Genomic DNA, 24,122 nt, shown 5'->3' with positions numbered 1-24,122 from the left:
AACGACCCGCTGTGTGAAGTTTTTATGAAACAAGCACTTATGCTGAAAAAAATATCGCGCTGATGACTCTTCTAGCGAAACCTATATTAACTAACTGGAAGTAACATCATGAATACACTTACACGTTCAATTAAATTCGCTTTGTTTGGTACTGCCCTCGCAGCTTTGACACCCGCCTACGTGTTAGCTCAGCAAACCCAAGTTAATATTTCAGTGCAACCACTTGGGCAAGCATTGAACTTGTTATCGCAACAAACCGGCACGGTTATTATTGCTCCAAGTCGCCTTGTCAGCGGCAAACAGGCTATTGCCACCTCAGGTGAACTTAGCGTTCTCAATGCGGTAGAAAAATTGTTAGATGGCAGCGGCTTACAAGCATACGAACAGCCCAGCGGCGCGATTGTTATCAAAAAAGCGTCACAAAAAAATAAATCTCAAAATAAACGTGCCGCAAGCTATCAAGCCCCGATGGACGAAGTTGTTGTGACTGCGTTAAAGCGCGATAGCAGCTTACAAGATACTCCTGTGGCCATTTCAGTGTTGGGCGCAGACGAGTTAAAAGCCCAAGGCGTAACTGACTTCACTGACTTAATTGATAGCCTCTCAGGCATTTCCATTAACTCTGCTTTTGGTGGCCCTGAAAACAGCTTTATCACCATACGTGGTATAGGCGGCGCTGATGACTATAAGCCTAACGGTAACCCGTCCGTAGCCTTACACGTTGATGGAATTTATCAAACCTCCAACGCTTATTTGAGCATGCCTCTTTTTGATTTAGAGCGCATCGAAGTACTCAAAGGACCCCAAGGCACCCTCTACGGGCGCAATACTACGGCCGGGGCAATTAATGCTATCACTCGTGCCCCAGGTGAGGAGTTAAACGGCTACGCCGATATCGAATACGGCTCGTACGACTTTGTGTCAGGCACAGCAGCGGTTGGCGGCAAGGTCTCTGACAAGTTAGGCGTTCGCGTTGCGGTTCTTATGGAGCAAGGTGGAGGCTTTATGGACGGTAAAGGAGCAGGCAACTTCGCAGGCTTTGTACCCCAAGGCACCCAAGGTATTGTGCCCCCAGTGGCTGACCCAGGTGAGCGCGACGGATTTGGCGATGCAGATTTATTCGCCTTTCGTGGCACAGCCGTTTACAACTTTGATGATGTGACGTCTCTTACGCTGCATTACTTTACCAGCCAAGACCGAGGTGACACCCGCCAGTATGACCGTATTGCATTTGAAGATGACAACCCTTCACTTAACGCAGGGGAAGGTAACGACCCTTACGATTTTTACACCAGCGAATATTATTCTCATGAAATCGATGTGAGCGGATTTTCAGGAGACGTTAACCGCCAATTACAATCAGGCTTAAACCTCGACATACTATTTGCATTGCAAAGCAGTGAGCGCAATGTCAGTGGTAACGGAGACGGCACGTCATTTCCTCGCTACCAATACAACTTCGACGATGATCTTGACCAAACATCATTAGAAATTCGCTTGAGTGACGCAACCGGCGGCGAATTTGACTGGATAGCAGGGGCCTTCTTTATGAATGACTCTGTTGATTTCACCAGTAACTGGACCAGCTACGCGGTGCTATCTCAATACAGCTCGCCCTACAATCAGCGCCGTAATAGCTTTGCGACCTTCGGAAACATCGACTGGAACATTTCAAACGACTTAGTGATAAGCGGTGGCCTGCGCTACACCAAAGACAATGCGAAATTCCGCGGTGAAAATATTGATGCCGATCCATGGGGATTATCAGTTTTTGAAGAAACCTTTAAAACAGACGCCAACTTCTCATGGGATCGCGAGTTTGACGACAGCAATGTCTCAGGCAAACTGGCTATTCAATATTTTATCAACGATAATCTCAACGTTTTCGCCTCCGTGAGCACAGCCTATCGTGGTGGCGGCTTCGACGGCACATCGATATTCTCTGAAGAAGAGACCCAGCCCTTCGAATCAGAAGAAGTACTCGCGTATGAAGCAGGGGCACGGTATGTAACAGACAACATCAACTTCACCTTTGACCTGTTCTCGTATGATTTTGAAGAGCTGCAAGCAACGGCGCGGCTATCAAACGACACCAATGGTAGAACTAACGTGGGTGAAGCCACCGTGCGCGGTGCAGAAGCCTCAATAGCAGTCACGTTATATGAAGCCAATGATCACAAAATCACCTTCAATACTGCCGGTACTTATTTGGATACGGAAATCACAGAATTTAGCTCTAATCGGGTGAACGATGTGGTCAGTACCATCGGCGACCCACTGCCTGGCTCTCCTGAATGGAGTCAAACGGCGGTACTAAATTACCAAACATCACTGGCTAACAATACCCAACTCAACGCCCGTATGAATTACAGTTACCACGGTGAAGAGTCGAACCGCTTAAACGCTGGCGATGGCAATACAGCTCCCTCGTATGATTTGCTCGGTGTACGCCTAGATGTAACGTTTGCAAACGGGTTAAATGTTTACGCTTACGGTCGCAACATCACAGATGAAGTGTATTTTCTTGAGTTAAACGGTGGGGCGCGTTTAGTCGGCGCACCGGCCACATACGGCGGTGGTGTTAGCTACGCCTTTTAGCCTCACATTATTCATTCACATTGTTTACCTCACTATCATGGCGAGTACGAACGCTCGCCATGAGCATATCCCTTCAAACACGCCACCGTTTTTCAGTGGCGTGTTTTTACCGTTAATTTGTTTAGAAACAAGGTTTACTTATGACAGCCCGTCTTTTCTCGCAGCCTTTAAGCCTGGCTCTGCTCCTACCGCTTTTGCTGTACGTGAGTGTCGCCAATGGCGAAGCGGTTTCAGTTAAAGCGTTAACCCCACACCCAGTTGCCACCCAATGGCCGGATCGTATCATTGCTACTCCAACGGTCTCCCCAGCAGACAGCTTTTCGGTGACATGGCGTACCGATAATTCAGTCAACAGAGCCTACGGAGAAATTGTTCAAGCACAACCTGATGCACGCTATGATACAAACGCGGCTCAGTTTGTAGCGAAAACGCACAGCGCTGCACTGGCCAATGGAATCGGCGACTCTGGTCACTTTCACTATCCAGCCAATGATGGTCAGCCCAATGTTCATTACCATTCACTAACCTTCAAAGATTTACACGCCGATACGTATTACAACTACCGTGTTGCGGGCGCAACGGGTATGTGGTCCCCGTGGCAACAAATTAAAACTGCCCCTGTTGATACCCATCAAGACTTTTCCTTCTTGTACTTCGGTGACGCCCAAAATGGCATTTATTCACATTGGCCATTAGTACTGCGCCGCGCTTGGCAACACGCACCGAATGCTAAATTTGCCATTTATGCGGGGGATTTAGTCAATGAAGGAGCAAGCGATCAACAATGGTCAAACTGGCTGAACGCAGGGCAATTCATTCATCGTACATTGCCAGCGGTGCTCGTGGCCGGTAATCATGAATATGATTGGCAAGTACAAGAAAACGCGCAAAAAAGCTGGGCACTATCCACATTGTGGCAAAGCCAATTTACCCTGCCCTTGACCCCTTCTTTACCTAGCGCACTGCAAGAAACAGCCTACGTTACCCATTATCCAGAGATGGATGTTTTTGTACTTGACTCCGAAGCCCGTGGTGACATCAATTTATTGCAAGCTCAAGCGCATTGGTTAGACCAAGCGCTACAAACTAGCACAGCGAAGTGGCGCATCGTGACGATGCACCACCCTATCTTCTCGTCATGCGGTATGCCGTTGAATACCCCAGGGCAAGATGAACCCGAAATACGCGCAGCATTTTTGCCCATTATGTTAAAGCACAAGGTTGATTTGGTGCTGCAAGGCCACGATCACGCCTACGCGCGGGGCAGCATCGGCATTCAAAGCGACATTCATAAAATGGCCACACCTTCCTCAACGAAGCAAGTTAAAACCGTATTTGTCACCTCTGTAGCAGGACCTAAGACCTACCCGATTAAATCGACGCGCTGGGATGAATACAGTGATTACGATGTCACACTAGAGCGCATTGGCGAGAACACCCCAACCTACCAAATCATCAAGAAAACCCAGGATAATCTCATTTACCAGTCTTTCACCTCTGATGGGCAGATTTACGATGAATTCACTTTACGTAAAGACAATCAAGGAAATAAAACGTTAAGCGTCGCTAAGGAGTTACCCCCCCAGCGCACATTTAAAAATACCGGTTTATACAAAACTCATCACGATTTAGCTGAGTAATAAGCCTACCTCCATATGGGCATGCAGGGAGTCAACGTTACTTCCTGCATTGTCTTAACACTTGCCCCTCCAATAAATCCCCGCGAACTGCACAGTTTCTGCACGCTAACTCCACACTATGTCGATATATTAATCGCCTGAATTTCTGCCCTCAAAGGTCTAGCAATGGCTAAAAAACGATTCACCTCAATCAACACATGGTCTAGCGCATTGTTTCTATGCGCGTTACTCAACGGCTGTGGCGCTGAGTCATCAAATAGCGAAGATAGCGCAACGGATGAAACAGTGAATACGTCGCCTGTAGTAGAGGCGGGAGAGGCTCAAACTGTGGTAGCGGGCGACTCAGTTACCCTGAATGCCAACATTTCAGACGATGACACAAATTATGACATTAATTGGGCTCAACTATCTGGAACCGACGTCACCCTTAGCGATGCTAACTCGCCTAGCACCCGTTTTTCCGCACCAGCTGTAGCCAATGAAGAAACACTGCAATTTCAAGTATCTGTAGATGATGGTGTCAATGATGCGGTCACCGATACAGTGTCTGTTACTGTCAGTGCTGTTAATGATGATAGTGAAGACGACTCTGGCGATGAAAATGACAATGTGTGGATCATCAATACCACTAACGAGGTTTCCAGCCGAATTTTGGACTCAGTCACAGGTATTGGCGTGCTCGTAAATGTGCAATCGGTAAGTGATGAAACCATTGATGACACGGATTATACCCTTGTTACAAGCCAAGGGATCCCAAAATACGATGTCACCATGACCCAAGAGATTATAGACAGCATCAATAACCGCCCAAAAGCCAGTTCAGATTTAGTCACTGGGCAAACGACCGCATCTGTGGGTGATGTGGTTGAGTTCGGTGAAGACGTAGGTTACGTCAGCACAGGACAAAATTGCGATAGCAATGCCGGTTACGGTTATTGGCCCCCAGGCCCTGCTTGCCCTATTGAAGATGAGCGAGAAGTGTATTTTCCAAAAAATCCCCAAGCCACGACACAAGAATGTGAAAACGGTTTAGGCAAAGTCGGCTTATTCGTTAATGGCTCATCTGTGTATAACTGGGGAGATGGAATGAGTTACAACAGCGATGGCTCATGGCTAAACCTTGCCCCTGTTGCTGAACAATATGACGTGGATATTTGTGGTGGGCACTCGGCAAATGGCGACTATCATCACCACTTTTATACCAGCTGTTTAGCCGACTTGGTCGGTGATACCGGCGACCAACATTCACCTATTTATGGTTACGCAGCCGACGGTTATCCCATATATGGCCCTTGGCAAGAAGATGGTCAGTTAGCCGTGAGCGCATGGGAAGTACGGGATTATACGTCAAGTTCAGCAACGGGTTGCTCTGACAACGCTCGTAGCTGTACCTTGATTGACCAATACGATGCATCTTTGGGAACCGAGGCCGCCACTCAAGGGCCGGAATTTGAAGATGTGGTAACGACATTATCGGGTAACGAATTGGTTGCAGATAACGGCTACTATTACGAAGATTACTATTGGAACAGCGCGTTAACCGAGCAAGGTGGCGTCTACTTAGATCAATACAACGGCCATACCGATAGCGTTCGCGGCTACCATTATCACATCACCATCATTCAGGAAAACGGCTCCTACGTACCGGCGTTCCCATACATTATTGGCACCCGCTTTGCTGGCCAATTACAAGACAACGCAGTTGCATCATGCAGCACAGGGGCGACGATGGGCCCGCCCCCAGGAGCTTAATATGTCAATACGTCAGCATCTTTTACCTCGCAAGCTTCTTGATATTGTTCGTCACAAAGATTTTGTGATATTCACGCTTTTCATTGTGGCCGTGACGCTTTTTAACGTGACTGGCAATATGGCCTTAGCATCAACCGAAATACATGAGCATAAAGCGCGGGATATTGGCAGAACCACACCCGTTCCGAAAATCCAGCTGAGCGCATTTCGCGATCCCATTGACGGGGTGAATATTCATCTGGAAGTGGAGAATTACCTACTGAACGCCCCTGATTTAGCAACGATAACTGCTGACGATAAAGTCGACGGCGTGCTACAAGGCCATGCCCATGTTTTCGTAAACGGGATTAAACGCCAAAGGCTGTACGGTAAAGATGTGCACATACCGCAATCTTGGCTAAAAGAGGGCGTTAACCAAGTTGCGGTATCTTTGAATAGTCATAAGCATGAGAACTGGATGTCTGGGGATCACAATATCGTCAGTTCGGTTTTTCTCGATTTATCTAAGCAAAACATAGTCTTGCACTATTTTACCTCACAGCCCATAAAAGCCACCTCACAGCCTGACGAATCGAACGCTGAGCAGATTAAAAGCCAACATGCCCACCATTAGGTGTGCTTGTTGGCTAAACTGGGTGTTAATCGATATCTAAATCAAACTTCGCTTTTTGCAACTCTCGCTGCATGCCCTGCTTGCCCGTTAGAAACAATTGCTCCAGCTTAACAGGGGTATCCTCATTCAGCGTGAGGGTAATGCCATCCCCCTTTAATAACGCAATACCGGCTTCGGCTAGTTGCTTCTCAGTTTTATCCGTTGCTCTGTCTTTGGCTTTTTTGCCGCGCTCGATAGCAGACTCACGCAAAGACTCAGCACTGACGCCTTTTTGCTTAGCTTCGCTATTGAGTAACGCGTCTAAAATACCATCATCTTCTAAAGACAAAGACGCTTCATGCACCACCAATTCCTGTAACATAACCGTGCCCATCAACAACGGGCTTTGATTTTGTAGATCTTGCAGCTTTTTAAGGCCACGCAGCTTCATAGAGGCATATAACTCACCAATATTGTCGCCATCAATACTGAGTGCCCCGAGCTCAGCTTCATCATCATCAATATCAATTTCTAGCGCCAGCGCGAGATCCATTTCATTGCCCTCTTGCTGGAGCAAATAGATGAATGCTTCAAATAAATCCCTAGGAGAGTTGTTAATGGGAAACCCAGTCACTCGAATATCGTCTGCCTCCATTGCTATTTCAGACAGCATATTCTGTTCTTGCTCAAACTCTTCAATATACAATTCATCGATAAACACCTTACCGATACGCGTATCAACCACCAGGTCGTCGATTGTGACGCTGCCAAATACAGAGGCTGATAAGTCATCGTAACTCATCTGAGCCCCAAATCCGCGAGTTTCATTGACTACCGCTTGCATAGCCTCTTCCGCTTTTTGCGTCGCCAACATTGAGCCACCAAAATAAACAACCGCTAAAAAAACGGCCCCGACTAACACTATTTTTTTCATATCCATATTTACACTCTACTGTTCATTTTGGGTTTATTAATTGGGCTATTGATAACAATCCGATACACTTATTGCAATGAAATTTACCGAGACTTTATATCGCTTCACTGTTCATTCGTTGCTCACTCACGTTACTAACAACATTTAAATAACAATTTATGGCGACGCTTTATATTAAAATGTCGGACATTATCTCAGTTCCTAAAGGATCTCCTGAATGTTCGCAGGCCTCGACTTTGGCACGTCAAACTGTTCTATCGCCGTTATCGAAAACAATACTCCAGTACTTATTCCCCTTGAAGATGGGAAATCTCGCTTACCTTCATCGCTGTTTATTGAACACAGCAATAGCACACCTGCCGATTTGACTACGGACATGATTGCTAAGCAGATCTCTGCTTTAAAAGAAGATCCACAAGTATCTACTTCACTCAATCATGAGCAACTGGTGAATATTGCACGCAAACAGCTGCGTAAAGCGCATCGCTTAAACACAGCTAACGATCAGCGAGCACAAAGCATAGTGCAAGCACTTGCAGCCAATGGTGACGTTATTTTCGGGGAGGAGGCTGAGCTAACCCATGTCTCTCACCCTGAAAGTGGCTTTTATATTAAATCCCCCAAATCATTTTTAGGGGCAGACATCAACGCTACGCAAAGAGCCGTGTTCACCACCATAGTCGAAAAAATGTTGGCCTTCATTAAGCAAGAAGCAGAATGCATTAAGCAACAAGAGTTCAGCCAAATCATGATTGGTCGCCCGGTTAACTTTCACGGGCTACTCGGTAAGGACGGCAACAAACAAGCCCTGAGCATTATTGATAGCGCAGCGGCAAAAGTTGGCTTTAAAGACGTGCAATTTTTGATGGAGCCTGTGGCCGCCGCATATGATTATGAGCGCCAATTAAACGAAGACAAGCTGGTGCTGATCCTAGATTTAGGTGGGGGTACCACGGACTGCTCCATGATCAAGGTCGGCCCAAGTTACGTGCACTTAATCGACAGACAAGATTGTATTTTGAGTCACACAGGTAAACGCATCGGGGGTATCGATTTAGACAATAAACTGGCGCTGATGGCCCTGATGCCGGAATTTGGTAAAAATACGGTACTGAATAATGGCTTACCCGTGCCCAACCATTTGTTTAAACAAGCGGTGAGCGTTAACGATGTAGCGGCTCAGCAAGAGTTTAACGGGCGCCTAACGGGCAAAGATATTGAAGAGTATTGCCGCATCAGCCCCAACCCAAAATTGAATCGCTTGAAAGCCCTGCGTGATGGTAAATATGGTTTACGTGTTAGTCGCAGTGCAGAAAAAGCAAAAATCCTGCTATCTGATCAGCAAGAGATTCAGTTGCCCCTGCATTATATTGAAGCTGGCTTGGACATACCTGTTAGCCGCGCACAGCTAAGCGATGCTATTGCCGATGAGCTAAGTAAGTTTGAGCGCTTAATGAAAGAGGCCATTACCCAAGCGGGTGCTACGCCAGACGTGCTTTACGTCACCGGTGGTACGGCGATGTCCCCTGTGGTGCAGCAATGGATAAACTCGGTCTTTCCTGAGTTAGACATTGTGATTGGTGATCATTTTGGCAGTGTTACCTCAGGGCTGACAACCCATGCACAACGTATATTCACTAGATAAAACTCGTGTCCGCTAGCGTGAAGAACCCCTAGTAACAATTATAAAAACGCGGATGGCGATCGCCTATCCGCGTTTAAGAAGCGTAAAGTACTCAGTTTGTATTATACAAGGTTACAAACAACTCGTTCTACATACAATCTCGCCGCCAGCATCTGAACAGATAGTAGCGACAGTAGCACAACTTTTTACTACTTCTGCAACTCTGAAAGACCAAGCTCCCACATAATTGTTGAATAACACTTGCCTGTCGGGGCTAGAAAAAATAAATCGACTGCCGATTGCTTCTTGCTTGGTAAGGGGTATCGTATTGTTATCAGCATCTCTCGCTGTATCAGGCATGGCATCATAGCCTTCAGAAATGTGGTTAGGAAACACTTTGACAGCGCTCCCGTCTGGAAACGTCAATACGTAGTACAATTTGATAGTTTCTAGGCTAAATGACGCGAGATCTAGTGTATTTAAAGTAGCGTTTATCACCGAAACAAACTTGTCCGTGGTTCCCTCTAAATGCAGTTGAAATAGGTCATTGCGTGTCTTAAATGTTCTGAGAAAATCATAGGTATTCTCTGCGTAGATACTGTCAAGAATATCAATAGTTCCTAGTTTCATAAAGCCTTCTGGATTAGCAGAAGCTTTGGATTGAACGTTAAATGAATAGTCTTCATTAGAGACAGACATTTCATTTTTTAATGCTTCAATTAACCTGAACAAACCCTGTAATGCTGCATTTTCTGCATCGCTTAGTGATAATAATTTAGTTTTTTGTACGGGAGTCTGTTTTTCACCAACATCGACCCAATCAATATAGACACGATACTTTACGTACTTCTGAGACGGGAAATCGATAATGTACACATTCCCACTTTGATTTTCAGAAAATTGCTGCTTTGCAGCCAGTTTATATTGGTAATCTTCGCAGTCGTGACAAGCAGTCAGTTTAGTATGCTCGGAAGCCTGCGTTCCCCATGAGAAAACACTGATAATAAAGATAAAAAAACACACTAAAATGCTAGTTTTGCTAACAACGTTGAACATGACGCAAACTCCCTTTCTATTTTACCCTTGAATTAAAGGGCAATAAACTAACCAAAGAAAGCGAAGTAGAAAGGAAATGAAATAAGAAATCAAGCCGCGATGACGTGCATTCAATTTTTTACTGTAGTGAAATGTCTACCAAGCTAGGGTGAGGAGCTCGCCAATAAAAGCTTAAAATTAACTTATCCATAAAAATCAATGAAATATGATGATTTACTTTTTATCATTAAGCTCACCTTGGGCACCTTACGGATTCAAAATACATATAAATAGATAGATAGCTAGATAGCGAGTGAGGAAACGGCTTTTGAAACAACTTGTCTGCTAAACTGCTATTAATATGCCACTGTTTTAAAAATCCTTTTAACCAATAAATTAGGGGCTCAATAAGCCCCTAATTCGTTAAAGTGACAGTGCGAATGCTTTAGCTAGCTTGGCTCACCACCGCTTGCATCTGTGCCTTAATATCACCTTGCGCGTAAAGTGCTTCAATTTGCTTCTGGTATTCTGCTACAAATCTAGGCTGTTGTTTCACTTCAGCAAAAATACTATCAAGCTGCAAAAACGCTAAGGGATCATTGGCGGTTTGCTCTGCTGCTTTATGCAAATCAGCTGACATTACGTCGTTAATATCCAGCGCTTTACCGTTTTTATTCACCTGTTTATCGCTGTAGTAGCACCAAGCGGCAATCACCAGTGTTGCGCACTTAATTTCGCCGCCGCTCGCAAGATTTTGCAGTAATGTCGGTAACAAAAAGGTAGACACTTTTGACGAGCTTTCTAAGCAAATACGCGACAAGTTATCCTTGATGTTCGGGTTAGCAAAACGTTCAAACAACACATCCTTGTATTCGGTTAAGTCAATGCCATCCACTGGGTCAAGAATAGGCGTGACTTCAGAGTCCATAAATAACCGTAAATAGCGCGCAAAAAGAGGCTCTTGCACTGCACCATCAATCGTTTCCTGCTCTTCAATCGAGCCAAGAATACCTAGCACTGAATGGCCCGCATTCAGAAGACGTATCTTCATTTTTTCATATGGGGTCACATCCGTTACAAACTGCGCACCGACTTGTTCCCACAATGGGCGGGCATCGCTGAATTTATCTTCAATAATCCACTGAATAAAAGGTTCACACACTACAGGCCAGTTGTCTTTCACGCCAACTTCGTCGGCCAAGTAAGCCATATCAGCAGGGGTGGTAGCCGGTGTAATGCGGTCAACCATGGCGTTTGGAAAATGCACGTTTTGTGAAATCCATTCAGCCAAGTCTTGGTCAAACTGCCCTACGTAAGCCAAAAGCATCTTGCGAGTCATATTACCGTTGTGCTGAATGTTGTCACAAGATTGCACTGTAAATGGTTTTTTGCCTGCGTCTTTGCGTGCTTTTAGCGCCGCCGCTAGATAACCAAATACTAATCGAGGCGAGCCAGGATTCGCTAAGTCATGCACCACATCAGGGTGGGTGAAATCAAACTCGTCAGTCACGGGATTGAAGTTGTATCCCCCTTCGGTGATGGTCAAAGACACGATTTTGGTTTCGTCGCTGGCCATCTTATCCACCACTTTTTGCGGTGCATCGCAGCTAAGTAAAAAGTCCGTCAAACAACCAATCACACGATTTTCAACTTGGCCATTTGGGTGCCTTACTATCAAGGTATATAGGTAATCCTGATCTTTAAGAATTGCCTGCATTTTACGGTCGCCTTCGCGCAACCCAACGCCGCAAATTCCCCAAGATAAATCACCGCTTTGCTGCATATATTCATCTGTATAGAACGCTTCATGGGAACGATGAAAGCCCCCAACACCAATATGCACGATGCCTGATGTCACTTTGCTACGGTCGTAATTTGGAACGGTAACACTCTTAGGCAATGACGGTAAATTTGCTTGATTTAATACAATACTGTTTTCGATAGTCATAATGATGTCCTAAACGTTGGCGCCGACAGCTATTTTTTTACGCTGCATGGCCCAATAAGCGGTGAAAAAGTAAATAAGTGTGCAAGCAAAACCGACATTGAAAAACATGTCTCTGTTCACTTCGTAGCCAGAAATGTCGGCACTGAAAAACATGGTGTTACACGCCAACGCAAACGTAACAATTAAGCTGGCAATCGATATCACACGTAGCGACTGGGTTAATTTTGATATATGTATAACAGGGTCAGGTTCGTTTCGCGCCTGCTCTTCTTGATGAAGCTCAACACGTTGGTTGAATGCTTCCATTTGTGCTTGCTCTTCTGGGTACGCTTCAGCCGCACCATGACGTTTTGCCATCACGGTATATACAAAGATGGTGAAGAACCACGTTGGTATAAACAGGTAGTAAAAAGACAAAACATCCAACGCATTTAAGCCAAAACCAAACGCTAAACCTAAGCCCCAAGCCACAACAGCTGGTCTGCTATGTGTAAGCTGACGATATGCCACCCAGTAACGCGTATAACCAATACGCGGGAAGATAAAGTGCTCAGCAAATACGATGGCACCTACTGGCACCACCAATAAACCGGCATAGGTTAATAAAGGCAAGAGCTTGGTAAACACGAAAGGGAAACATGCCACACATACAGTGACCAGACCTACGGTTAAGGTCGTTTTAGTACGTGAATGGTTTTTGAAAATGGCTTGAGCAGCCAAGCCCGCACGATACAGGTTCGCGTTCGCTGTGGTCCACCCCGCAACAATAACAATCACCAAACCGGATAAACCTAGTGCTTGGTATGCCACGTCACCTGGGTCTAATTCCACAATCGATTTTTGCACGATAACCGCTGTGCCTGCACCCATGATACCGGCAGAAATCCACGCGATATAGTGACCAAATAACATGCCGGCCGAGGTGCACACACCGTACGAGCGCTTGCGGGCGTAGCGTAAAATAGCCATATCAATCAAGCCGAAGTGGGTGATTGTGTTGGCAGCCCAAGAAAAGCCTATGACTTCTAACAAACCAATACCAGGCTCACCGTTGGCGTCTAGGCCCGTCCAAACGGAGATACTGCCTATGTGCATGAAATCAGACCAACTACTGAGTCCGGTTTGGCCAATAACAGAGTCTGCCAAAGCGGGCATCAAAATCAATGGGCCACTCACAAACATGACAAGCAACCATGGCGCACAAATGCCAGAGAAATTGGATACTGCGGTAAAGCCATACATAGCCACCAGCACCACGATAATCCCCACCGCTAAGACGATAGCCACAAACCAAGCATTGGTGGGATACCAATTGAGCTGAGCTGGAATATCAAAGGCGAAGCGCACTGCCGTCGCCGAGACCGTAATCATGGCAGCGGATATAACAGTAAAAATAATAACATTCGCCCAATTGTAGAGCTTAGTCATTGAGTCACCGGCAATTTTTTGCAGGTAAGTGTATAGGCTTAATCGAGTTTCAACCGCGATGGGCGTAGTAATGAAGGTCCAGCTTAGTACCGCTAGAATATTACCAATTAACAAGCCTAGTAAGATGTCGGTCATGGTGGCGCCAAGTGCCACAAACGTTGCGCCGAAGACGAATTCCGTCGCGGCAACATGCTCACCAGCGTACAGACCTAAAAAATGGGTCCAACCCTTTAATTTATGCTTGGGAATAGGTAGCTGTTCTTCGCTAATATTCCCGATACTGCTGTTATGCGTTTGAGACGTCATATTGTTTATCCAACCTGCTGTCAATTTATGCCACGCGAAACTCAAATAGCGAGTAGAGCGTTAATAAGTACTCAGGCCTAGGCGTCATAAAATTCGAATAAAAGCCTCGAATGCACTCAGGCAATAACAAGTACAAGATATCTTATTTGGGCATATGCCCCAATGGAGGGCATATTCCCAAAAACGAGTAACACTTGTCAACTCTTTGTTAATGACGTGAGTACAGTTAAATATCGGACAATTATTAAACGACGCACATCCCAATGCCACGAAAGATCGATCGCATGTAAAGAAAATAACTATATTTTTCATGAAGATGGCTGTGGTAATTCAGAGTTGAATAGCACCAGGATGAGCAATAAAGTAAACATTTTGTAAATAAATAAAGTTGGGAAATGATGTATTTATGTACAAAAAGTTCTAACAAAAAATAGCAAAGGTGAATAAAAGTTAACGATTGAAGACGCAAAAGAGTCGTGCCTTTTCAAAAGACACGATGACAATTTTGCTTAGCGCAGCTGATTCATTCCACGGTTTTCATCTTTGTGAATCGTTACCGGCCAACCGTCATATTGGTTTGACACTTTATTGTCAGCTACATCAATCAAGAATTTATAGGCTTCTAAGGTATATGTTTGTTTTTCGATATCAAACGTGATCATACCAAAGCCACTGCCTTTTTCGTGCGCTTGCACATACCGGTTAGCCGATTTCCCCACTAACGGGTTCGCGACGGCGTAAACGTACATCTTATTGCCAAAGGCATCCAGATATTCGCCGGTATTAGCTAAACCATGCTCAGGGCGATTTATCACATCGAAACCTACCGCATCGGGCTTCCACCAGCGCGGCCAACCTGCAGCAATCGCTGGGCTACAAAATGCCCAATTACTGTCGCGCTGTTTATGCACACCATATTGCGACAGCGTACCTAAATGCGTATCGCCACATATATGCAGCGCTGCAGACTCGCGCATAATATCGATGGCATTGTTTCTTGCCGTTGCTGGCCAACCACTGCTATCAAAATCGTACTTCAAATATCGGTCAGGCCGTGGTTGATGGGTTGCAATGCCTGCAAATACCGTTTGGCTAAGCACCGCTTTAAGTTTATGACCTCGCCAATCTTGTCCCCATTGCTTTAAATATGCCTCTTGACGTTGACCTAACAAGGCTAAGTCCGGACCATCAAAATCGGGGTTTATATAACCTGGCGCCTCATCTTGACCCGTTGCCCCCACTACAACGCCAATTCCCTCAGGCGCACTCTTCCATTGGCGGTCAGCTAATATAGCAAATCCCACATCACCGTAGATCAAGCTGCCATAGTAGCTACTAATACCACTTGGATTGGGCGTTGTATCAAATCCTTGAGGATGGTGTGACGTATTGGTTTTGTGCACAACGTTAATCATAGAAATAGGTTGAATGTATCCCCCTAGAATGCTCGCAGACGGGTCCCGTTCAATGTGTTGCATGGGTGCACCGCCCTCTCCCCATAAATTACCTTGTAGTACATCGTGATCATCCGGTAAACATACCGTCGGACGGTCGCGCATCACCTCTTTAAATGACCAACCAAATTGATAGTACATGCGTAAATAATTCAGTGTTGCGCGCTGCGCTGGCGCCCTAACATAACCAAAACCACCGTGATGTTCGTATAGCTGATCACCAGAGAAAAACACTAAGTCTGGGTTAAGCTTTTGTAGGTTTTCAGCCACTGGAGCATATGGAAATGCGTAGTCGTTTTGGCAGGTCAATGATGCCATACGTAAAGGTCTGTCTTTGGGATTTGCTTGAATGGTCCCTGAGTATATGTCTGGGGTGTGTGAGCCATCTTTGCGTAATTGATTGTATATCACCCGAAACTCTGTGCTTTGGCTCTCGTCCCAGTTGTCATGGGTGAAGGTCGCTAATGATGCAGCTGGATCAATCTGGCTATGCCCTAATGAAATCCACTGACCACGGCGCTTAACTTGAAGCTCTACGCTCTGATTGTCTTTTGCCCCTAGGGGCCCAAGTAAGGCACTGAGTTTGAGCACAAATCCCTTTTCGCTCTGGGAATCGCTCAAGGTATACATAGTCCACAAAATGGGGCCGAAGCGCTGCTCTGGTAAGTATTCGAATGCGCTCCCCGCCATACGCCAGTCACTAAAACGGTAGCGGCTACCATTATGCTCTTTGGCATCAGTTTGAAAATCAGTTGCTGGCAACGCAAAATTACTCACAAGGGCTACATTGCCGAGCACTTCATCTGCTGATACCAGCAATGAATGCCCCACAAGCAAACGTTGATCTTCTGCTAGATGCACCTCCACATTGAGTAACATCGCGCCAACTTGCGGCTTACCCGAAATGATTAAATCCACTGGTTTATCAGCAATATCAATTTTCAGAGGTATTCGCTCGCTGCCAACAATTAAGGTGTTTTTAATCACCCCAATATCATATCCTTCGCGCACAAAACAATTACTGCGGTATTCATTCAGCTCACTGCGCGCGCCTAGGCGCACACCGCCACCACCGTCGTTTTCATTTGGCGCTAGATTTTGTAAGCGTACACGTATTTCAAAGTCACCTTGTTGATGTTTTAACTGATGCGTTAGCGAATGAACACTGCGATTGCCACCAGGGTTAATGCAATGAGCATGACCTTCTTTTACTTGCCAATCTTCCATCGGGTTAGCCCAAAACTCGCCCCCGAGCCAAACACGATCATGGATTTGCTGCCAATTATCCTGCATTTGAGTAACGCGCTCAGCGTCAGCATTTACCGCTGATTTTGCTAGTGTGGTATCCGCTTTTTGATTCTGCAACGAGCGAGCACAGCCTGCACTGGCTGCAAGCACTCCGGCTCCCACCCCTGCTCCTACGAATTTAAGTGCCGCCCGGCGCGACATAATTTCTGGTTGCGTACAGTTATCATTGCTACTTTTCATCTGGGACCACTTTGAAAATTGTTTATTGTTAACATTAATTATACAAAGTAGAAAACAAAAAACCACTACTTTTTTGACTTTTATGAATACGGTTTCCCTCTCACGTGCTCTGTCCCCAAAGGGGATATTCCAACATTGTAAAAGCAAGGTAACATTCAAAAACAAATCGCTCTGGCTACACCCAAGTAAAATTAATTGCTACACTACTGTCTTTACATACAGTCACATTACCTTAAGCGCCATCTCAATGATCCTATATATAGCGGAGAAGCCCAGTTTAGGCCGTGCAATTGCGCAAGGCTTCAGCGGTCAGCAACAAAAGCATGATGGCTATATCACGCTAGGAAATGGCGATTGCGTCACTTGGTGTATAGGTCATTTGCTGGAACAAGCTGAGCCTGATAAATACGACCCTGCTTATGCAAAATGGGCTTTGCAGCACCTGCCTATCGTGCCTCAAGATTGGATATTGGTACCCAAAAAAGGCACCAGCAAACAGTTATCGGTCATAAAACGTTTATTGAAAACAGCATCTCAGGTGGTCAACGCGGGAGATCCAGACCGTGAAGGTCAGCTTTTAGTGGACGAAGTCATCACCTACTGCAAAGTTAAGCGCGATATTATCGATAACGCTGGGCGTTTACTGATCAATGATTTAAACCTAAACGCAGTTAAAAAATCCTTAACTAATATTCGCCCCAATCGTGAATTTACTGGCTTGTCTATTTCTGCCCTTGCACGCTCAAGAGCGGATTGGTTATATGGGCTTAACTTAACCCGTGCTTACACTCTGCTCGGCCAGCGCGGCGGCTACTCAGGTGTGCTGTCGGTCGGCAGAGTACAAACCCCAGTACTGGGCTTAGTGGTCAGGCGGGATGCAGAAATAGCCCAGTTTGAATCGAAACCCTTCTATGAAGTCATGGCGACGCTCGCCACTCAAACCGAGCAACCAGCCCAAACGTTCACAGCAAAATGGCAGCCAAGTGCAGCTTGCGAGCCTTACCAGGATGAAGAAGGTCGCGTGATTGTTAAGAAACTCGCAGAAACCGTGGTCAATAAAACGCGGGGCCAACCGGGTGTCGTTGAGTCTTATACGGTGAAGGATAAACAAAGTCCGCCCCCCCTGCCCTATAACCTGTCGGCGCTGCAAATTGATGCGTCGAAACGCTTTAACTTGTCACCTAAGGCAGTGTTGACTGTGTGCCAGTCTTTGTACGAGCGTCACCAGTTAATCACCTACCCCCGCTCTGATTCGCGTTATTTACCCATGGAGCATTTCAGCGAAGCGACAAAAGTATTAAGCGCCATTAAAGCCAATGCGCCAGAGCAGCAGAGTGCCGTGGATAATGCGAATAGTAAATTAAAATCAAAAGCATGGAACGATAGCAAAGTAGATGCTCACCATGCGATTATTCCCACCTCCCGCAACAAGGCCATATCAAGCTTAAGTGACGATGAGGCGAAAATTTATCAATTGATTGCCACCCAGTACATTATGCAGTTTTATGGCCCCCATAAGTATCAAGAACAAGTAGCCGTGGTGACGATCGCTGGGGGGACCTTTGTAGCTAAAGCAAAAGCCACCACAGATAAAGGCTGGTTGGTATTAACCAAGCAAAACGGCGTAGCGACACCAGAGAACAGCCAAACAAAAAACGAACCTGCATTACCCACCTTGGTGAAAGGCCAAGCGCTCGATTGTGTTGACTCTCAGCTAGTGGAAAAGCAAACCTCGCCCCCTAAACACTTCACCGAAGCGACCTTACTTGCCGCCATGACAGGCATCGCCCGCTATGTACAGGACGCTAACATCAAGAAAATTCTTAAAGACACAGACGGTTTAGGCACAGAGGCAACCAGAGCCTCGATTATTGATTTATTGTTTAAACGACAGTTTATGCAAAAAAGTGGCAAGGAAATACACGCCACACCCACGGGCAAGGCGCTGATATATGCCCTGCCCAGCGAATCAACCCAACCCGATATGACCGCTATATGGGAAGCCAATTTGGATAAAATTTCCCAACGTAAAATGCGTTATCAAGATTTTATGCAACCTCTGACACACACCATTGGTGAGTTAATTAACGCCAGTCAGCGCATCGATACCAGTCAGTTCGCAGGCCTTGCCTCAACCAAACCTGCGTACAAAAAGAAGTGGCGTAAGAAGAAAAAGGCCAGTTAGTATGCTTCTCTATAAAAGCCGCTAGCGCATAGTGACGCTAGCGGTTTCTTATGTTTTGCAGATGCCGCAAAATAGCAATCCGCAAATGTTAATCACAGAATTATGACTATTTACGACGACGTAACGCGATGCCGAATAAACCTAGCGCTAGCAAAGCTAACGAGCCAGGAGCAGGTACGTTGGTTGCGTCAGGAGTTGTGGTTACGTTAGTTGGTGTAATGCCATTGGCAAAAACGGTAGCTGAGCCTTCAACGTCTAATATCCCATACAAATATGAGCGAGGTCCATCGCCGTAGAATTTGAATCCCCCCCAGCTTTGACCATATTCTAATGCACCATCAAAGTAGCTATACCAATTCAACGTATTTTCTCCGTCCTCAAAGAAGTCATCAATATCCCCGTACAAATCTTGAGCGGTATTCACTTCATCTTCATAACCGTATAATTTTTGTGTTTGCCAATTAGAGGCATCGATCGTCATCGCATTGTAGCTGACGTATTGATTTCCAACCCAAGCATCAAGTTCTTCATCAATCCATGCGACGGTGTCCACATTGGTTATACCAAAACCCACTAATGTACTGTTCTCTAGATTATTGGTCACTGTGTATGTTCCAACCCCTTTACCTGCATAATCAGGTTCGATGTCACCATCATCACCACCACCGCAAGGTATTGGGGAAAGAATAGTATCATCACAAATTATCCCTAAAGTTGGCGAGTCAAGACGTTGCACAATATTACTTCGCTCAGAGTTTAGCGCGGTGCTTGCCTCAGAATTTACCTCAGAACTTGGCTCAAACGTTTCGGTAAAATAAATACCGTTCAGGTTATCCACATCATCGATCAGTGAGGCATTAGCATGAACGCTAGATAAAGTGAGACCAAGAACTAGGAATATTTTATTTAAAGATATCAATTTCATTACTGCTTCCATATGAATTATAAGTACTTTTTAAGTGCATCGGGATAATTTGACGCGACGGCCCTGAGCAATAAACTAGCCAATAAATAAAATTACTATAAATCAACAGCTTACACAAAACTCCATTTTGTAGTGTAAAGAAGTCCGACAAGTTAAATAAATGATTATTATAGGTATTTATTAAATAAAGCTATTTACTATGACCAATCTAGAGTTAGGAATATTAAATTCCAAACTATCGTTTCTTGGATACCTCAACTGCATATTAAATGCTTTTCAAAAGATTACCTGATATGGCGTGACGAGCCTTATGTGATGCTATGACATATAACCACCATAGGGATGGCTTTCCTGCTTCTGACAATTGATTACATAGGTTGATGGGCGTTTTGGTTATATTTTCACTGCAGTTAAGACACTGTGAGTTTCAGTGAACAGTATTGCATCAAATTTGAAATTTCATATATATGAAATTTCAAATTTAATTCTAGAAAGTCCATTCAGAACTAGATGTAAGCGCGTCAGACTCAAGCTGTAGCACTGCTCTTCATAGCAACAGTAGCGACCGGTTGTTTCTCGGTTGCTTGAATGAGTAAGCACAGCATAATCAATAACATACCAAACCAGCCCAGCGGTGAAATCACCTCACCGACAATCAGTACGGCCAGTATTGCTGCTACCACTGGCTCCATTAAGGTAAGCAACGAGGCGCTACTCGCTTTAATATGGCGCAAGCCATACCCAAAGGCGATATAGCCTAACGTCATGGGGATCAACGCCATATACAATGATACAAGGGCATTACCTGGAGAGCTAAACAAGTTATCCCCAGTGAAGAATAACGACGGTAACAATACCATAGCGCCTAACCCAAAAATACTTCCCATGGCAGCTTGTGAATGCACGCCCTTGTCGATCATGGTGCGCGCGGCCCAAGAGTAAAACGCATACGTTAGGCCGGCTAATAATCCTAATGCAATCCCCCATACTTGCCTCTGCTGGGCAGCTTGCTCTTCTGACGCTCCATTAAACGCTATTTCAGTCGCGTGCGGTTCGCCATAAGCAAGCAACGCGATCCCAATCAAGCCAATCAGAACACTGATCAACCAGCGCTTCGTTAGATGAAACGCTTTGCTAAAAAGACACTCCAACAAGGCAGCAAATAAAGGCGCACTAGCAATGGAAACAACCGTACCTACCGCCACACCCGCCATGCGCATGGAACTATAAAATGCCAATGGATAAATCGCCAAAGCCAATGCACTCAAGAGCAGTAGTGTTTTTTGTTGCAACAGGTTGGCTACATTAGCTTTTAGTTTACGACGGGCTAATATAGCTAGCATCATTCCCCCCACACCCATCGCAAAAGCCCCTATCCCTAATGGGCTGATACCGGGTGCGAAGCTTGCTGCCACGCCTGTTGTGCCCCAGAGCACAGAAGCAAATAAAATAGCCATTACTCCGTATTGATATTGAGTAAAGCCTCCGCGCATCGCCAACATTTTCCTATTCCGTGTTGAGCAAATCGTGAGAGAAGCATAAACAATTGGCAAACTGATTACTTTGCCAAAAAGACGCAAGGCTTGTTTAAAAAGACGTGATTATTAGGTTTGTGCAAATGCCCGAGGCGATAACCCAGTGTACACAGAGAAACGCCGACTAAAGGCCGAAAGGTCGCCATAGCCCACTTTTTCAGCCACAAGCTGCACTGGCAAGTCAGTATGCGCTAACAAGGCTTTGGCCTTTTCCATTCGAAGCCCAGTAATGTACTGCTGAGCACTCATGGAAAAGCTGGCTTTAAAGCGCTTTTTGAATTGCGTTGGGCTTAAGCAAGCCAGCGCGGATAGCGTATCAATGCTCATAGGCTGTTCAAGATGTTCATTGATCCAGCCTTGTACTATACGCATTTGTTTATCAAGGGTATGCATTGCCCGTTGCTGACTCAGCAACATACTAAAAACATCGAGAATAGAATGCTCAATACCGCTATCGATCTGATGCTGTAATTGCTTTTCAACAAACAATAAAAAACTCATCAAAGGCGGGGAAATAGAAAATACAGCCAGTCCACTTTCAAGTAAGTGGGCGGGTAATGTGGCTAAGTCGGCCACCATAAAACGTGCAGCTTCATCCGCTTTGAAACCATGTTCTGTGCCACTAGGCACAACCACACATTCCCCCACGGTCACTTTGCCTGTGTAGCTAAGCATATCAATCACTATGCTGCCTTGCACGGGCAGCACCAGCTGATGGTGGTTGTGGTGTACATGGCTTTGAAGTTGCTTGGTGTAAGCACGGATACTCAGGCTGTTGTTCATAACGGCAATGCATCGTAAAAACGGAAAAACAGTATAACGTTAGTTTCTTAGAGTTTGAAAGCGTGCCATTTTGATAAGGTTGCCGCTATGGGTATAACACCGAAGGAAGCCACGTTGTCAGTCCCGGTATAAAGGTGACCAGCATCAATACGATGAGTAAGGGTACCAAAAAGGGCAAGGTTGCTCGGGCGCATGTTTCAAAAGGAACGTCGGTGACCCGAGATAGCACATACAACACCATGCCTACAGGAGGCGTCAGTAACCCGATCATTAGATTGAGCACCATCATCACCCCGAAATGCAAGGGATCAACCCCTAAACTGACAGCTATGGGCAGCAGCACTGGCGTCAAAATGGTGATGGCGGCAATTGTCTCCATAAAGCATCCGACGATGAACAAAATGAGCGTCATCAATAATAATATCGTGACTTTATTATCGGTAAACGCCAACATCCACTGGGTGAAATCAGTGGTGATATGCTGTGTGGTTAACACCCATGAAAAAACAGCCGCAGCCCCAATAATCAGCATGATAATACTGGTCGTTTCTATGGTTTCTATGCTGACTCTCAATAAGGTTTTGAGGTTCAGAGTTCTATACACCAGCCCTCCCAAACACAGAGCATATGCGCTGGCGGCAATAGCCGCTTCAGTCGCAGTAAAGAGTCCAAATAAAATGCCACCAATAATCAATACTGGGGTCATCAGGGAAAGAAACGCCCGTTTAAAGGTACTTGCGCAGCGCACCACTGAAAAGCCATGGTCTTTTGGGTATTGACGTTTTTTGGCATACCAAGCCACCATCAACATTAAACTTAATGCCATCACCAACCCAGGAATTACCCCTGCGGCAAATAGCTTTCCGATTGAAGACGAAGACATGACCGCATAAATAATCAAAGGCAAACTAGGGGGAATAATCGGTCCTATTGTAGAAGATGCCGCCGTTAACCCCACAGCGAATCCAGCGTCATAACCTTGGTCTCGCATTGCTTTGACTTCAATGGCACCTAACCCCCCCGCGTCAGCGACCGCAGCACCAGACATACCGGCAAAGAATATAGATGCCCCCACATTCACATGGCCTAAACCACCGCGTAACCAGCCCACCAGCGCATTGGTAAAATCGAAAATACGTTGGGTTATTCCTGCACTATTCATCAAAGCACCAGCGAAGACGAAAAAAGGGATCGACAGCAGCGGGAAGCTATTCATGCCTCCTAGCATACTGTGCAGCACAACAAGACTCGGTACGCTGCCATCCACCACAATCGCCAACATTGATGCGAGCAATAAAGCAAACGCCACAGGTGTGCCGCTAGCAATTAACAGCAGCAAAGAAATCAATAACACCGCGATCACCATACTCACACCACCTCAGTCATATGTGCCTGACGCATTGAGCACCAACGGTGCTTTATCACTAAAACACTTCTACCAGCCATTAAGAGTAAAAACAGCGTGATGAGGGCATAAAACCAACTCATTGATATTGGCAGCGAAGCCAGTGTGTAAAGCGACAAGGCAAAGCCAATTTGGCTGGCATATACCATTAACAGCAGCACCACAGCTAAATTGAGCGAAGCGATGCACAGTTGCAGCACACTAAGCATTTTGACGGGCAAGTATCTATGCAACAGAGTGACGCCAATATGCGCATCGTTTTTGGTGGCAATACTCGCCCCTGAAAACGCCAGCAAAATCAGTAAGTAACGGGCCAATTCTTCCGACCATCCTAGGGAAGCATCGAGAGCGTAACGACTGAAAAATTGTGCAAACAATAAAATGGCGAGTCCCCAAAATATGACTAAGCTAATCACCTCCTCTAAACGGATCGGCAAATCAACAACTGGCTGTTCACTATGGTTTATATCGACTTCTGATGAAGACATAC

Annotated in this window: 16 protein-coding genes; 6 read left to right on the top strand and 10 right to left on the bottom strand. The window is 45.6% G+C overall.

The genetic code is table 11. The features are described from left to right. Positions 1-108: 108 nt before the first annotated feature. The 4 genes from AC0L6N_RS01710 (at position 109) to AC0L6N_RS01695 (ending at position 6,603) form a co-directional block, all read left to right on the top strand. Positions 109-2,598 (top strand): TonB-dependent receptor, encoded by a 2,490-nt coding sequence (locus AC0L6N_RS01710; RefSeq protein ID WP_473478288.1) that lies wholly within the window; start codon positions 109-111, stop codon positions 2,596-2,598. Between the two features lie 140 nt (positions 2,599-2,738). Continuing rightward, complete coding sequence (locus AC0L6N_RS01705; protein ID WP_473478287.1) at positions 2,739-4,238, top strand: purple acid phosphatase family protein; 1,500 nt, start codon at positions 2,739-2,741, stop codon at positions 4,236-4,238. 165 nt (positions 4,239-4,403) lie between these two features. After that, positions 4,404-5,990: a YHYH protein gene (locus AC0L6N_RS01700; protein ID WP_473478285.1), complete on the top strand. Its 1,587-nt coding sequence runs from the start codon at positions 4,404-4,406 to the stop codon at positions 5,988-5,990. 1 nt (position 5,991) lies between these two features. After that, complete coding sequence (locus AC0L6N_RS01695; RefSeq protein WP_473478283.1) at positions 5,992-6,603, top strand: hypothetical protein; 612 nt, start codon at positions 5,992-5,994, stop codon at positions 6,601-6,603. Positions 6,604-6,628: 25 nt separating this feature from the next. Here the strand turns inward: AC0L6N_RS01695 and AC0L6N_RS01690 are convergent, their stop codons facing one another. Further along, complete coding sequence (locus tag AC0L6N_RS01690; RefSeq protein ID WP_473478281.1) at positions 6,629-7,522, bottom strand: hypothetical protein; 894 nt, start codon at positions 7,520-7,522, stop codon at positions 6,629-6,631. A gap of 211 nt (positions 7,523-7,733) precedes the next feature. On the opposite strand from AC0L6N_RS01690, the gene yegD reads away from it, so the two are divergent. Beyond that, entirely contained in the window at positions 7,734-9,161 is a 1,428-nt protein-coding gene (gene yegD / locus AC0L6N_RS01685; protein ID WP_473478278.1) for a molecular chaperone, read from the top strand. A 111-nt stretch (positions 9,162-9,272) separates the two neighbouring features. Here the strand turns inward: yegD and AC0L6N_RS01680 are convergent, their stop codons facing one another. The 4 genes from AC0L6N_RS01680 to AC0L6N_RS01665 form a co-directional block, all read right to left on the bottom strand. Next, on the bottom strand, positions 9,273-10,196 hold the full coding sequence (locus AC0L6N_RS01680; RefSeq protein WP_473478277.1) for a hypothetical protein: 924 nt from the start codon (positions 10,194-10,196) through the stop codon (positions 9,273-9,275). Positions 10,197-10,620: 424 nt separating this feature from the next. Then, complete coding sequence (locus AC0L6N_RS01675; protein ID WP_473478274.1) at positions 10,621-12,123, bottom strand: mannitol dehydrogenase family protein; 1,503 nt, start codon at positions 12,121-12,123, stop codon at positions 10,621-10,623. Positions 12,124-12,132: 9 nt separating this feature from the next. Then, the gene (locus tag AC0L6N_RS01670; protein WP_011573667.1) at positions 12,133-13,857 is read right to left on the bottom strand and encodes a purine-cytosine permease family protein; all 1,725 of its coding nucleotides are present in this window, start codon (positions 13,855-13,857) and stop codon (positions 12,133-12,135) included. A 509-nt stretch (positions 13,858-14,366) separates the two neighbouring features. Further along, positions 14,367-16,799, bottom strand: coding sequence for an alkaline phosphatase D family protein (locus AC0L6N_RS01665; protein ID WP_473478271.1), 2,433 nt, complete (start codon positions 16,797-16,799; stop codon positions 14,367-14,369). Positions 16,800-17,046: 247 nt separating this feature from the next. Here AC0L6N_RS01665 and AC0L6N_RS01660 point away from each other — a divergent pair, with 247 nt between their 5' ends. After that, complete coding sequence (locus tag AC0L6N_RS01660; RefSeq protein ID WP_473478269.1) at positions 17,047-18,984, top strand: DNA topoisomerase III; 1,938 nt, start codon at positions 17,047-17,049, stop codon at positions 18,982-18,984. Positions 18,985-19,090: 106 nt separating this feature from the next. On the opposite strand, the gene AC0L6N_RS01655 is transcribed toward AC0L6N_RS01660, so the two are convergent. The 5 genes from AC0L6N_RS01655 to AC0L6N_RS01635 all read right to left on the bottom strand — a co-directional run bounded on the left by AC0L6N_RS01655 (position 19,091) and on the right by AC0L6N_RS01635 (position 24,120). Next, positions 19,091-19,909 carry a PEP-CTERM sorting domain-containing protein gene (locus tag AC0L6N_RS01655; protein ID WP_473478266.1) on the bottom strand — a complete coding sequence of 273 codons (819 nt, stop codon included), beginning with the start codon at positions 19,907-19,909 and terminating at the stop codon, positions 19,091-19,093. A 527-nt stretch (positions 19,910-20,436) separates the two neighbouring features. Continuing rightward, on the bottom strand, positions 20,437-21,411 hold the full coding sequence (locus tag AC0L6N_RS01650) for a DMT family transporter (RefSeq protein ID WP_473478264.1): 975 nt from the start codon (positions 21,409-21,411) through the stop codon (positions 20,437-20,439). A gap of 102 nt (positions 21,412-21,513) precedes the next feature. Next, positions 21,514-22,227: an AraC family transcriptional regulator gene (locus AC0L6N_RS01645; RefSeq protein ID WP_473478261.1), complete on the bottom strand. Its 714-nt coding sequence runs from the start codon at positions 22,225-22,227 to the stop codon at positions 21,514-21,516. An 85-nt stretch (positions 22,228-22,312) separates the two neighbouring features. Beyond that, a complete protein-coding gene (locus tag AC0L6N_RS01640) occupies positions 22,313-23,593 on the bottom strand; it encodes a TRAP transporter large permease (protein ID WP_011573661.1) in 1,281 nt (426 codons plus the stop codon). 2 nt (positions 23,594-23,595) lie between these two features. Then, positions 23,596-24,120, bottom strand: a complete 525-nt coding sequence (locus tag AC0L6N_RS01635; protein ID WP_473478259.1) for a TRAP transporter small permease — start codon at positions 24,118-24,120, stop codon at positions 23,596-23,598. Positions 24,121-24,122: the final 2 nt, after the last annotated feature.

This window comes from Paraglaciecola sp. G1-13 (assembly GCF_055809255.1).
Note: the sequence above shows the minus strand (reverse complement) of the source record. Positions and strands in the feature narration are given on the sequence as shown.